The sequence below is a fragment of the [Actinomadura] parvosata subsp. kistnae genome (assembly GCF_900323885.1).
In the GTDB taxonomy this organism is placed as follows: Bacteria; Actinomycetota; Actinomycetes; order Streptosporangiales; family Streptosporangiaceae; genus Nonomuraea; species Nonomuraea composti.
Window position 1 is genome coordinate 203,576 of record NZ_OOHJ01000006.1, and the last position, 12,935, is coordinate 216,510.

12 protein-coding genes and 1 pseudogene are annotated in these 12,935 nt (G+C 71.1%); 7 read left to right on the forward strand and 6 right to left on the reverse strand.

Annotated features, from left to right (window positions below):
• Positions 1 to 4: 4 nt before the first annotated feature.
• The gene (locus tag KIS93_RS04560; protein WP_168017671.1) at positions 5 to 484 is read right to left on the reverse strand and encodes a DUF3224 domain-containing protein; all 480 of its coding nucleotides are present in this window, start codon (positions 482 to 484) and stop codon (positions 5 to 7) included.
• Positions 481 to 1,671: an FAD-dependent monooxygenase gene (locus tag KIS93_RS04565; RefSeq protein WP_186403985.1), complete on the reverse strand. Its 1,191-nt coding sequence runs from the start codon at positions 1,669 to 1,671 to the stop codon at positions 481 to 483. The genes KIS93_RS04560 and KIS93_RS04565 overlap by 4 nt, the downstream gene beginning before the upstream one ends.
• On the opposite strand from KIS93_RS04565, the pseudogene KIS93_RS68765 reads away from it, so the two are divergent.
• Positions 1,637 to 1,975, forward strand: a pseudogene (locus KIS93_RS68765) (helix-turn-helix domain-containing protein); the annotation flags it as partial. The gene KIS93_RS04565 and the pseudogene KIS93_RS68765 sit on opposite strands and share 35 nt — an antisense overlap.
• The gene (locus KIS93_RS04575; RefSeq protein WP_420895846.1) at positions 1,897 to 2,616 is read left to right on the forward strand and encodes an IclR family transcriptional regulator; all 720 of its coding nucleotides are present in this window, start codon (positions 1,897 to 1,899) and stop codon (positions 2,614 to 2,616) included. The pseudogene KIS93_RS68765 and the gene KIS93_RS04575, both read left to right, overlap by 79 nt.
• Positions 2,617 to 2,980: 364 nt before the next feature.
• On the opposite strand, the gene KIS93_RS04580 is transcribed toward KIS93_RS04575, so the two are convergent.
• From KIS93_RS04580 to KIS93_RS04595, 4 genes are all read right to left on the reverse strand, one after another.
• Positions 2,981 to 3,721, reverse strand: a complete 741-nt coding sequence (locus KIS93_RS04580) for a hypothetical protein (protein ID WP_186403722.1) — start codon at positions 3,719 to 3,721, stop codon at positions 2,981 to 2,983.
• An 849-nt stretch (positions 3,722 to 4,570) separates the two neighbouring features.
• Positions 4,571 to 4,954 carry a DoxX family protein gene (locus KIS93_RS04585; protein ID WP_186403723.1) on the reverse strand — a complete coding sequence of 128 codons (384 nt, stop codon included), beginning with the start codon at positions 4,952 to 4,954 and terminating at the stop codon, positions 4,571 to 4,573.
• Positions 4,955 to 5,244: 290 nt separating this feature from the next.
• Positions 5,245 to 5,991: a class F sortase gene (locus tag KIS93_RS04590; RefSeq protein WP_186403724.1), complete on the reverse strand. Its 747-nt coding sequence runs from the start codon at positions 5,989 to 5,991 to the stop codon at positions 5,245 to 5,247.
• Position 5,992: 1 nt separating this feature from the next.
• Positions 5,993 to 6,700 carry a lysophospholipid acyltransferase family protein gene (locus KIS93_RS04595; RefSeq protein WP_186403725.1) on the reverse strand — a complete coding sequence of 236 codons (708 nt, stop codon included), beginning with the start codon at positions 6,698 to 6,700 and terminating at the stop codon, positions 5,993 to 5,995.
• 458 nt (positions 6,701 to 7,158) lie between these two features.
• On the opposite strand from KIS93_RS04595, the gene KIS93_RS04600 reads away from it, so the two are divergent.
• From KIS93_RS04600 to KIS93_RS04620, 5 genes are read left to right on the forward strand one after another with little or no spacing between them, the layout of a single operon-like run.
• A complete protein-coding gene (locus KIS93_RS04600; protein WP_186403726.1) occupies positions 7,159 to 9,678 on the forward strand; it encodes an ABC transporter permease in 2,520 nt (839 codons plus the stop codon).
• On the forward strand, positions 9,675 to 10,412 hold the full coding sequence (locus tag KIS93_RS04605; RefSeq protein ID WP_186403727.1) for an ABC transporter ATP-binding protein: 738 nt from the start codon (positions 9,675 to 9,677) through the stop codon (positions 10,410 to 10,412). Before KIS93_RS04600 ends, KIS93_RS04605 begins: the two co-directional genes overlap by 4 nt.
• A 56-nt stretch (positions 10,413 to 10,468) precedes the next feature.
• Complete coding sequence (locus tag KIS93_RS04610) at positions 10,469 to 10,861, forward strand: GntR family transcriptional regulator (protein WP_186403728.1); 393 nt, start codon at positions 10,469 to 10,471, stop codon at positions 10,859 to 10,861.
• Positions 10,858 to 11,808: an ABC transporter ATP-binding protein gene (locus KIS93_RS04615; protein WP_246005180.1), complete on the forward strand. Its 951-nt coding sequence runs from the start codon at positions 10,858 to 10,860 to the stop codon at positions 11,806 to 11,808. The genes KIS93_RS04610 and KIS93_RS04615 overlap by 4 nt, the downstream gene beginning before the upstream one ends.
• Positions 11,809 to 11,820: 12 nt before the next feature.
• Complete coding sequence (locus tag KIS93_RS04620; RefSeq protein WP_186403729.1) at positions 11,821 to 12,801, forward strand: ABC transporter permease; 981 nt, start codon at positions 11,821 to 11,823, stop codon at positions 12,799 to 12,801.
• Positions 12,802 to 12,935: the final 134 nt, after the last annotated feature.

Consider the following 12,935-nt stretch of genomic DNA (forward strand, 5'->3'; position numbering starts at 1 on the left):
CTCCTCAGTCGAACCAGTAGGTGAAGTTGTCCTCGGCGCGCCACGAGCCGTCCGGCTGCACCCGCGCGGTGAATTCCCCGCGCCCCCGCAGTCCGGCCAGCTCGCCGGTGCCCGAGCCGGGCACGACCGTCCAGACGCCGCGCACCGCGTTTGATCCGTCGTCCTGGGCGTGGCTGGTCAGCACGAAGGAGCCCGTCCGGCCGCCGACCGATCCGATGACTCGCTCGACGCCTGCGGCGATCTGCGTGCCGTCGGGGCGGAACACGCGGATGTGGTCGGCGTACCCCATGCCTTCGATTCCGCCGCTGAAGCGCTCGGTGAGCAGCGTTGCGACCACCTCGTAGCCCTCGGCGGCAGGGCCGATGTCCTGCTTGTCGTAGCCGACGACCTCGACCGTGCTGGTGTGGGTGACCGCGTGGTCCGGCGGCTGTGCCTCTTCCACGGCGGCGTGGCCGGGCGTCAGTCCGCCCCAGGTGAATGTCATGTTGCGTTCCTTTCGGCAAAGGCGTGTTCGGCGTCGTAGGAGTAGAGCCAGCCGTTGTGGCCGAGCGGGTCTTCGGCGGCGAATGCCGCGTCTCTGCTCTGTTGCTCGGGACCGTCCGGAAGGTGATGGTGGGCCAGCCGCGCCCGGCTCATGATTTGTACCCGCCGGGCGCGTGGCACGCGTGCCTGCTGGTATTGCTCCAGAGCGGCGTGGACGTGTCCCGGGTCACGCGCGAGGCAGGCGGCCAGGACGGCCGCATCCTCGATGGCCTGGCCCGCGCCCTGGGCGAAGAAGGGCAGCATGGGATGAGCTGCGTCTCCCAGCAGCGCCAGACGCCCAGCCGTCCAGACGTCAAGGGGATCGCGTTCCAGGACGGCCCAGCGTCCGACGGACGTTACGGCCGTGAGGAGCTCGCGCAGGCGCGGGTCCCAGTCGGCGAACTCCGCGGCCAGGTCTTGCGGCCGCCCCTGAGAGCTCCATGACTCCACGTCCTGACTGCCCGCGGGGGTGAAGGCCACGACGTTGACCTGTCTACCGCCGGAGACGGGATAGTGCACGAGATGGCGCCCGTGACCGAGCCAGAGCGTCTGGACGGGGCGGCGAGCGAAGCCGGGGACGGCCTCGGCCGGGACGAGGGCCCTCCAGGCGCACAGTCCGGTTGCCGTGGGCGCTCGCGGCGCGGTGACGCGCCCGCGCAGGATCGAGTGGACGCCGTCGGCCGCGACGACGACTTCGGCGTCAGTGGTGGAACCATCGGCGAAGACGAGCGTTGCGCGATCGTCTTCCATGCGCAGGTCGACGCAACGTTTGCCAAGGTGGATGGCGTATTCGGGCACTGCTGAGCAGAGCATGCCAAGCAGGTCGGCACGGTGGAGCACCCAGGTGGCCTCGCCGTAGAGACGCTCACACTCCTCGCCCAAGGGCTGGGCGAACAACACCCGGCCGTCCTGCCATCGGCGAAACTCCCACCCCACCTCAAGCCGTACCCCGGCCTCCTCCAAGCGCTGGCCCAGACCGAGGCGGCGCAACAACCGGGCGGCGTTGGGCGCCACGACGAGCCCGGCGCCGACCTCGGTCAATCTGGCGGCCTGCTCGAACAACGCGACGTGCAGGCCGGCCCGGCGCAGGAAGGCCGCGGCTGCGAAGCCGCCGATGCCACCTCCGACCACCGCAACGGTGAGCGCCATCACGGCACCCCCTTTCTCATCAAACCGGGAATTCACTGGAGTCGGAATTCACTATGAAAGGAGACGAGTCGGGTCGAAACGCCGATCCCACTCAGTGGGAGACCACCTGGTGGAGGAAGTCGTGGCAGGAAACAACGGGCATCCCGGGCAGTCGGTCATTGCCAAGGTCGCGGCGATCTTGGGCGCCTTCACCGGCGAACGCGTCCAGTTGTCCCTCTCCGACCTGTGCCGGGCAACCGGCCTGCCCACGAGCACCGTCCACCGCCTGGCCCAGGAACTGATCAGCCTGGGTGTGCTGGAGCGCTCGCGAGACAGGCGTTACATGGTGGGGCGCGGCCATGGGAACTGGCCGCCCGCGCGTCCCGGGTCTCGGTCCTGCGTGAGGCCGCACTGCCGTACATGCACGACCTGCACCACGCCACGCGCCAGCACGTGCAATTGGCCGTGGCGGACGGTGACCAGGCCCTGCTCGTGGAGAAGATCTCCGGGCTGGGCGCGATCCCAACCGTTGGACGCGCAGGGGGTAGATTGCCGCTGCACGCCAGCGGAGTGGGCAAGGCCATCCTCGCCCATTCCAGCCCGGCCGTTCAGGACAGGATTGTGACCGGCGCGCTCGTTCGCTACACACCGAAAACGCTGACCTCGCCGGACGCGCTGCGTACCGCGCTCGCGGAGGTCCGGCGCGTGGGCCACGCCACCTGCGACGAGGAGCTCACCCTGGGAGCCGTGTCGTGTGCGGCACCGGTGTTCGGCCCGCGCTCCGCGATGGTGGCCGCCGTGTCCGTCGTGGGACCAGCGAGCTCAGGGGCGCTGCACGAGATGGCCGCTGCAGTCCGCACCATCGCACACGGCATTTCGCGTGCGCTGCACGCGATGCCTGCTTCGCGCCCCGTCGGTGGGATGTCGCCGCTGTCTCATCTCCTCGTGGGCGGCGCGCTCCGGTAACGCCGCATCTGGACGCCAGCTGGGAATGCAGGACCTCCATGCAAGCGTTCGCCTTCGCGCCGATCTACCAGAGTGCTGGTCAGAGGGCCGGCTCGGCCGGAAGACGGCGGTGCGATCTCTGCCGGCGAACGACAAACCTCGGGTTCGTCGGCCTGCTCGAGAAGGGGGCCATCACAGGCGCAGGTCGATCTCGGCCGCTGAGCATTTCCGGGCGAGGTAGCGGCCACGCCGCGGTGGGCGCGCTGGAACGGGCTGCCTGGCACGTACGACCTTGCGGCGTGAATGGCTCGAAATCCCTGGCAAAGCCGGTCCGCCAAGAGGAGGGCTTGAGGAGCGCCAGGGGTTCGCATTGCCAACGTCAAGATCAAGACCTGGTCCCGCTCCAGCCACTCCTTTCCGCGGTGAGAGCGGCGGGTTCGAGGCCGAGATGGCCGGAGACGGCCTGGGCGGAGCTCACGCTTCGCCTCAAGGCCTCCTCCAACTGGCTGGCATCCATGGCCAGGCGCTGCAGTTCCCGTATGGCGTACGCGTCGGCTCCCGTCTCGGCCACCAGTTCCTCGTACTGGTGCACCCGCCCGCGCAGTTCCTCGATCTGGAGGTGGGCTCGGAATGCGCGGTCGGCCTCGGACACGTGGGCGGCGTACTGTTCGAGTGCCTCCACGCGGGCCAGCACCGCCTTCTCGCTCAGGTCCAGCGCACGGGTGAGCGGCAGGACCGCGGCCTCGGCCTCGGGGGTGAGCCCCTGCGAGACGGTCTGCCGGTGCGTGGCGCGCACGGCCGACAGCTTGGCCAGCAGGCGGGCGATCTCCCATTCCTGCGCGGGCAGCATCACCGCGTTGCGCACGTCATCGAGCAGGCCCTCAGTGTTGACCCGGGAGGCGGTGACGGTGATGATGGCGCGCTGGGCACGGGTCAGCAGGCGCCCGGCGGACGCGTCGAGATCCTCGACGAGCACATAGTGGCCCTCGTACCACCGCAACTGCGCGAAGAGCTCTCGCTCCTGCTCGAACTCGTCCTCCTCGTCCTTGGGCAGGCTGAGGCGGCCGGTCAGCGCTGCGATCACCAGGCCGATGATCAGACCGGCGGTGGGCACCGCGAGCAACATCAGGGCCGAGCCCAGGCTCGTGGAGTCCCGGCTCAGCAGCAGGCCGATCAGAGCCGCGGGCCCGAAGGCTGCGAGCATGAGGACGTGTCCGCGCGTGAGCGGCCGCCGAGACGCGGGGGTCCAGCCCTGACGCATCTTGAGCAGGACGCCTCGGCTCTCCCTCAGCAGGTGGGCACTCTCCGGCGGCACCTCAGGGTTGACTATCACATCCGCCATGAATCCGGGTCCTATTGCTGTTGGCGGTCACTCTTCGATGGCACGGCAGGCATGCCGAGATCCTTCTCCAAGGCCCAGGGCGGCCGCATCTGTCACACGACTGGTCTCAAGGGCATCGAGCCCCAAGATCAGTTCCCTTCAGGTAGGCATGGTTCAGGGGGCTCAGCAGGCGTGAGGCGGGTCCTGGCCGCCGGTGTGCCGGGCTTGGGTCGCGCCGAGCCCGCTGGGGGGGCACGCGCCGCATGATCGCTGGAATGGCGGCGCACTGTCCGCGGAGTGGCACCCGCCGAACACCTGATCTCACAGCCTGACAGAGGCGTGGAGGGGGCCATGTGCCGTCGCGTGACGCGGTCGCCTCGCGCACGCGTTCGCTGATCATCGGCAGGGCCGGCTCGAGGAAGGCCGGAACCCGTGCCTTGCCGCACGTTATGGATCACCCCGGCGGTGGTGACGGGAATGGCCATCTCTTCGGCACCAGCCAGTGCTGGGGCCGAGGATGTCGCGACCATCGCCGACGAGGAGGCGGCGCTGGCCCAGGATCTGGCACCGTCGCCGCCGACGATGGCCTCGCCTTGGAGGAGGCCACTGGCTTCTCAAGCCACCTGCGATCGGCTTGTGCCCTCGGTTCCGCGATCAGCCGGCGAAGGGAATGGGGCCGAAGCGGCACCACGCCACGAAGACGGCCAGGACGAGATAGGCCACGTTCACCACGATGGCCTTCTCCTCGTGACGGCGGAGGTGCGTGATCATCGCGCCGACCATCAGGAGTGCCAGCCCCAGGGCGGCCAGCGGCACCAGGACCGGCGCGATGCCGAGGGCGGCGGGCAGGATCAGGCCGGCCGCGGCCAGGACTTCGAGAACTCCGATGGTTTTCACGCTGCCGGTGCCGAAGTCCTCGGCCCAGCCTCCGGTCGAGGTGGCGGCCAGCTTCTTCTTGGGCAGGACCAGCTTGATGGTGCCGCCCGCCAGGAAGGCGGCGGCGAGCAGTCCGGCGATGATCCACAGAGCAACGTTCATGGGTGTCCTTCGGAGGGTCGTTGACGAGCCCGGCTACCGGAGCCGGCGCAGCCGTCGGGTCTCCTGTGAGGGCGCCGACGGCCGGATCGCCGGCTCTCCTTCGGCTGTATGACGACACAGCCGCTCGGAGTGTGAGGCCGGTCTCCGTTCACCGCAGCGTTCCTGGCCGGCCACGAGACCCCGAGGGCTTGTGAAAAGCCGCAGGCTCGTGTGGTGCGCACGCTGCCCTGCACGCGACGGGCCCGCGTCGAGGAAGGAGGCCCTGTGCCGCCGGCGCCTGGCTCTCGCGCTCAGCTTCGATGGAAGCTCGTCATCGTCGCGTAGACGATGATGTTGTCCAGGTAGTGCCCGGTGGTCCGGTCGTAGTCGCCGCCGCAGGTGATGAGATGGAGCTGGGCGTCGTCCCGGGGCCCGTACACGCGCTGGGTCGGGAAGGCCTTCTTGCCTGCCTGCTCCACGCCGCCGACGGTGAAGACCGCCGTTGTCCTGTCCTGGCGCCTGATCTCGATCACGTCGCCGTTCTTGATCTCCCGTAGCCGCGCGAACACGGCGGCGCGTGTGCGGGTGTCCTTGTGGCCGAGCAGGACCGCCGGGCCCGCCTCCCCCGGGGTGGACATGTTGCGGTACCAGCCGGCCAGGTTGGGCTCGTCCATGTCGGGCACCTCGATCGTGCCGTCCTTGGCCAGTCCCAGCGACGTGATCGGCGCGTCGATCCCCAGTGAGGTGATCACGATCCTGGTGGGTGTGGACGGCAGCATGGGAGGTGCCGGGGTGATCCGCGGCAGTGGTGGCGGCATGTCGGCCGGGGCCTGGAAGAGCGCCTGCCCCGGCCGGCCGCTCTGCTCGGGCTGCGCTGGCAGGTTCAGGGTGTCCCTGTCGCGCGGCAGGCCGTACTCGCCGGGCGACCGCAACACGATCAGCAGCCCCGCCACGACCGACGCCACGCCGGCGAGGGCGGCCACGATCAGGACGGCCTTGAGCGCGCCGCGTGACGCCGCCGGGTGCGCGGTGCCACGGTACGGCCGGTGGTCCGGCATCTCACCTCCTCATGAGGCCGCGCCGCATGGCAGGCTCGGAGGAGTCTTCCGCTTCGGTCGCCAGCCGGCGCAACGCCCGCATGATCTCTTCGGTGACCGCGTGAAGATCGGCGCCGCTGCCGTCCTCGTACGATATCCGCAGAGGCGGCCCGGCCACCACGGTCACCGGCGTGCGGAGCCGCAGCCGCAGGCGGCCCGTCTCCGGGTCCAGGATGTTCTGCGGGCCCCAGCTCGCGACCGGAACGATCGGCGCGCCGGTGCTCAGCAGCAGGCGGGCCGCGCCCGTCTTGCCCTTGCGGCGCATCTTGTCCTCCCACGGCTTGGGGGTACCGCCTTCGGGATAGATGACGACGGCGTCACCCGCCCGCAACGCTTCGGCGGCCACGACGAGCACCCGGCCCGCGTCGGCGGCGCCGCGGTTGACGGGGATCTGCCGCATCCTGAGCAGGAAGCGGCCCAGCAGGGGTACGTCGAACAGCGGCGCCTTGGCCAGGAACCGCGGCCAGCGGCCCGCCGCGCCCACGAAGCCGGCGATCACCAGCGAATCCACCTTCGACACGTGATTGGCGACGACGATCACGGCTCCGCCGCGCGGGATGTGGTCGAGGCCGACGTAGCGACGCCGGGTGGCCAGGCGCAGCACGCCCTGCAAGGCCGCCATCGACACCCGCTGCCAGAAGTCCGGCGCACGACCCGAGCGACTGTTCACCAAGCCATCCCCCAAGCACCCGACTCAGCGGCTCCTCGTGAAGACGGCCGCGGTGGAGCACCGCGCTTTCGCTGAAGCCGTGTGAACCCGCAGTGAACCGTCGTGCGGTGCCGACGTACGCGCACGCGAAGCTACCGACCCGGGTCGCGGTGGCGAATCTGTAGCATGACCGGACTTCGCTCACCCCCTCTCTTCGCGTGTGCGGGTTGGTGCCGGGTTCCCAGGCCGAGCTGACCCATCTGCTGCGCTTCAGGAGATCCAGTACGAGGGAGACGGTCCTCGAACCCGCCCCCATGTGGATCGCATATCTCTCTAAATGAGCATCCCGGACTGGTACCACGGTCCCGTCCGGCCCGCCGATGGTGACCCGGGTGCCGGGTCATGATCCTCCCCGCGGACGAAGAAGCAGAGCATGACAGTCGCCACGCTGGAGGCGTCAATCGATTCGGGGACGGTGAATGGTGACGTGGCTGGCGTGGCGGACGCTGCGATGGCATCCGGGAAGCCTGATCGGCACCTGGGTCACGCTGGTCGTCGCGGCGACCGCGGTGGCCGCCCTGTGGTTCGTGGTCGACACCACGGACCGGCGGCAGGTGCCGGTGGAGCGGTACGCGGGCGTCCCGCTGGTGGCCGGCACGGCCGGAGGGGGCATCTCGCCCGGCCTGGTGGTGTCGGTCCGCTCACTCCCGGAGGTGGCGGCCGCGGTGCCCGAACGGAGTTTCCCGGCCGGCCTGTCCGTTCACGGGCGTCCGGTGCGGGTGCCCGGCGACCAGAACGCCTGGCCGTGGGGGCATGGCTGGTCGAGCGCCCGGCTGACGCCGTTCGCGCTCCGTGACGGGCGGCCGCCGCGCGCCCGGGACGAGGTGGTCGTCGACGCGCGGCTCGCCGCCGCCGCAGGGCTCGGGGTCGGGGACCGGGTGGAGGTCACCGTGGCGGGGACCATCCGCACCTGCGAAGTGGTCGGCGTGGCGGCCGCCCGTTCGGCCTGGCGGTACCAGTCGGCGCTGTTCTTCGCCGACGGCCACGTCACCAAGCTGCTCGGAGGCCGGCGCGGCGCTGACGCGCTCGGCGTCTTCCCCCGGCCAGGCGTCGGGACGCAGGCACTGCGGGCGGCTGTGGCGCGGGCCGTCCAGCCGTACAACGCGCCCGGCCTGCCCGTGGTGAGTGTCGCCACCGGCGCGGACCGCGGCGAACAGGAGAACAACTTCCCCTCCCCCGCCGGGTTCAACACCCTGTGGTTCTCGGTGTGGATCACCGCCCTGATCTCGACCGGAATGATCGCCGCCGCCATGGGCGTGTCGGTCCGCCGCCGCGGCATGGAGATCGCCGTGCTGCGGGCGATCGGTGCCCGGCCCGGGCAGATCCGTCGCATGCTGCTCGCCGAAGGGGTGTCGCTCGCCGTCGTGGCCGCCGCCGTGGCGGTCCCGCTCGGCATGCTCCTCGCGCCGGCCGTCGCGGCCCGCTTCCGCGACCTCGGCGCCGTCAGCGTGGCGTTCGAAGTCGGCTACCGCCCGGCGCCCATGGCGGGGACGCTCGCGCTCGCCCTGGCCATGGCCCTGACGGCGAACCTGATCTCGGTGCGGCGCGCGCTGCGCATCCGCCCGGGCGACGCGCTGGGCGAGGCTCCGGCCGAGGGCCGGCCGCTTGGCAAGGGACGGCTGCTGACCGGCCTGGCCCTGCTGGCGGGTGCCGGCGCTCTGTCGGCGGCCCTGCTGTCGGACCTGTTCGCGCTGTACGGGCCCGCCCTCATGGCCCTCCAGTTCGCCACGCTGGGCCTGGCCGTGTCCGCGGCCGGCCTGCTGGCGCCGTGGGGGGTGCTGGTCGCGGGCAGGCTGGTGCGCCCCGTCGTCGCGCGCCTGTCACCGGTGAGCGGTCACCTCGCCGCCGCCGCCGTGGTGTTCAACCATCGCAGATACGCCGGCGCGGTGGCGTCGCTGACGCTCGGCCTGGCGCTGGTGGGCGTGGTCACCGGCACGCAGCTCTTCTACGACTGGCGGGTGGCCGCGCAGGCCGTCCGGGACGTCCGTGCCGACTTCGTGCTGCGGCCCACTCCTGGGGCGGGCGCGCTGTCGGAGGTGCTGCGGCGCCGTGTGCTGGCGCACGAGGGGACGTCGGCCGCGGTCGGGATCGGCTCGATGCCGGCAGCGGTGTCGGTCGAGGGCCGGCCGGCCGCCCGGGAGCCGCTGCCGCCCGCCTCCGTCACGCTGGTCACCGGCGATATCACCCAGGTCCTCGATCTGCCGGTACGCGGCCGGCCATCTTTCGACCTGGGCGTGGACGAGATCGCCATGAGCGACGCGCTGGCCGCCCGCGCCGGGGCCGGGCTCGGGTCGCGGCTGCGGATCCGCTTGCCCGGAACGGCCGAGGACTCCTCCTTCACGGTGACCACGATCTACACGGCCACTCCCGAGGTAGGGCTGATGCTGCTGCCGGCCGGGGCGATCGCCGGCACCCACCTGACGTCGAACCTGCACGAGCGGATCTACGTGCGCGGCGCCGACCCCGGCGAGGTCGTGGACGCGCGCTCGGCCGTCGAGTCCCTCACCAGGCAGCAGTACATGTGGCGCAAGAGCGAGGAGAACGCGGCGCGCAACCGCCTCATGCCGTACCTCTCCGTCCTGGTCGCGGTGTTCTGCGCGGTGGCCGCGGTCAACAGCCTGTGCCTGGCGCTCGTGGACCGGCGGCGGGAGTTCACCGGCCTGCGGCAGCTCGGCATGCGGCGCGGCCGGCTGGCGGGCATGGCCTGCTGGGAGAGCGTGCTCACCGTCGTGCCCGTCCTCGTGCTCGCCCTGGCCGCCTGCGCGTGGCTGGTGGCCGTGCAGGCCGCGAGCGAGCCCGGCGGCGTGGCCGGGACGTTGTCGTTCATCCCGTTCGGCTGGCTGGCCGCGCTCGGAGGCGGCGCCCTCGCGGGCACGGTGGCCGGGTCACTGCTGGTCATCCACGGGGTCATGAGGAACAACAGGCAGGAGATGGCATGAACGTCGATCCGGAGCCAGCGGTGCTCCTCGACGGCGTCGGCAAGGTCTACGGCACGGGGCCCTCGGCCGTGACGGCGTTGCACGAGGTCAGCCACGGGTTCCCCCGGGGCTCGTTCACGGCGGTGATGGGGCCGTCGGGCTCCGGCAAGACCACGCTACTGCAGTGCGCCGCCGGGCTCCTTCGTCCCACGGCGGGCTCGGTACGGGTGGGCGGCGCCGACCTCACGACGCTGACCGAGGCCGAGCTGTCCAGGCTGCGCGGCCGGCGCATCGGGTTCGTCTTCCAGGCGTTCAACCTGCTACCCGCGCTCACCGCCCGGGAGAACATCGAGCTGCCGCTGCGGCTTACCGGGACGAGGGCCCGGCCCGGCTGGGTGGAGGAGCTGGTGCGCCGGACCGGCATCGCCGACCAGGCCAACCGGCGGCCGCACGAGCTGTCGGGAGGGCAGCAGCAGCGGGTGGCCATCTGCCGCGCGCTGGTGGCCCAGCCGGAGGTGGTCTTCGCCGACGAGCCGACCGGCAACCTCGACACCCGGTCGGGGCAGGAGGTCCTGGCCCAGTTGCGTCTGGTGGTCGACGTCCTGGGGCAGACGGTCATCATGGTCACCCACGACCCGGCCGTCGCCTCTCGCGCCGACCGGGTGCTGATCCTCAGCGACGGGCGGCTGACCGACGTCATCGACGCGCCGACGACCGCCGGGATCTCCACCGCCCTCACCCACCGAGCCCGTTGACGAAGATCGTACGCCCCAATACCCTTTTACTAGTATAATACGAAAAGGGTATTGAAGTGATCAAGTTTCGCCTCGATCCGGGCTCCGGTGTGGCGACCTACCTGCAACTCGTTCATCAGGTCAAACACGCCCTGCGGCTCGGCGAGCTCATGCCGGGCGATCAGCTGCCGACGATCAAAGAGGTCGTCGGCGACCTCGCGATCAACCCGAACACGGTGGCCAAGGCCTACCGCGAGCTGGAGCGCGAGGGCCTCGTCGCCGGCAGGCCAGGGCAGGGCACGTTCGTCCAGCTCTCGCTGCGCGGCGGATCCACCGCCGACCACGCCCGGTTCCGCCGCGACCTCGCCCAGTGGGTGCGCGCCTGCCGTGCGGCGGGGCTCGGCCAAGGAGACATGGAGGCGCTGTTCGCCTCGGTGCTCGCCGACTCCTCCCAACAGGAGATCGCATGAAGGCGGCTCGGGCGCAAGAGATGTCCGGCCGCGACCCCGGTGAGCCGCACAGCCCGGCGGCCCTGGAGGCCGTGCGACTCACCAAGCGGTATCGAGGCACGTGGGCGTTGCGCGACTGCACGCTGTCCGTCCCCGCCGGCCGGGTCGTCGCGCTCGTCGGACCGAACGGCGCGGGCAAATCCACGCTCCTGCACCTGGTCGCCGGGCTCATCGCCCCGACCCGCGGCGGCATACGCATCTTCGGCGAACCGGTCGGGCAGCGGGCGGCGGCCCTGGCGCGGGTGGCGTTCCTGGCCCAGGACAAACCCCTCTACGGCGGCTTCACTGTCGCCGAGACGCTCCGCTTCGGACGCCATCTCAATCCAGGGTGGGACGACGCCCTCGCCCGGCAACGCCTGGCCGAGCTCGACATCCCGCTGAACCGCAAGGTCGGCAAGCTGTCCGGAGGCCAGCGGGCACAGCTCGCGCTGACCCTCGCCGTGGCCAAACGGCCGGATCTGCTGGTCATGGACGAGCCGCTCGCCAACCTCGACCCGGTGGCCCGGCACGACGTCATGCGCTCCCTGATGGCGGCGGTGGCCGAGACGGGGATGACCGTCGTGATGTCCTCCCACGTGGTCTCCGACCTGACCGACGCCTGCGACTGGCTGGTGGTGCTCAACGGCGGCCACGTCCAGATCAGCGGCGAGGTCGACGAACTGCTCGCCGCCCACCGGATGCTGACCGGACCGGCCGAGCTCGCCGACGGCATCGCGGCCAGAATCCCGGTGATCGGCGACAGCCGCAGCGGACGGCAGGCCGTCCTGCTGGCCCGCACCGGCCCGGGAACACCGTCGCACGACCCGCGATGGAGGGTGTCCGGCGTGAGCCTGGAGGAGCTGGTGCTGGCCTACCTGCGCCACCCCGACGCCACGGTGCTGCCCCGTCCGGCCCTGACCGCCACCTGACCGCTAGGAGACATGGAAGTGTTGTGGCTTACCTGGCGGCAGCACCGCATGCAGGTGCTCCTCACCACGGCGCTGCTGGCCGTCCTCGGCGTGGCGCTGCTCATCAGCGCTCTGGGCACGGCCGAGTTCGCCGCCCGGAACGCTCCGGTGGCCGGCTGCATGCCGTACACACCCCCATGCAGCACCTTCACCATAGCGATGAACGAACGCATCCGGCCGTTGGGTGAGCTGCTCGGCTGGCTTCCGCTGCTGGCGCCGGCGATGATCGGCGCCTTCTGGGGCGCGCCGCTCCTGGCCCGGGAGTTCGAGCACGGCACGCACCGGCTGGCCTGGACCCAGTCGGTGACGCGGCGCCGCTGGCTGGCTGCCAAGATCGTCGGGCTCGGCGCCGCGGTCGCGCTCGGCGGACTGGCGCTGTCCGGCATGGTGGGCCCGTGGCTGGCCGCCTTCGACGTCCCTCCCTTCGACGTCGACCGCATCGACCTGAGATGGTTCCGTCTTGTCGGCATCGTGCCGGCGGCGTGGTGGCTGTCGGCGTTCGTGCTCGGCATGGCCATGGGCGCGCTGCTCCGGCGCACCCTGCCGGCGATGGCGGCGACCCTGGCGGTGTGCGCGCTGGCGTTCTTCGGGCTGCTCCACGCCCCACCCTCCTATGCGGCGCCGCAACGAGCCGTGCAGACCAAGGTCATGGAGGATCCCGCCCCGGAGGACTCCCTCTTCGTGAACGCCTACTGGATCGACAGGAACGGCACGACGTTCACCCATGAGCAGGTGACACTCGCGCTCACCGGCCCTTGCGGGACGGACGGAACAGAGGAGACGGCCAAGACGTACGCCACGTGCTCGTTCAGCCATGGCTACCGGCAGGTGGCCGAATTCCACCCTGCCGACAGGTTCTGGCAGTTCCAGTGGACCGAAGCCGCCATCCTGCTCGTCCCCGCTCTCGCCCTGGGCGGCGTCGCCGTCCGGCGCACCCTCCGGCCCCGCATCTGAACGCAATCGCCTCCAGGAAGGGAGGCGCCAGCTCGGCCCGCCTGGGTGGTCGATCCAGAGCTTCATCCGGCCGGCCGACTATGTCACCCCGAACCGGTCCGCAGCAGGACTGCCGAGAGACAGTCGCGGTCTCC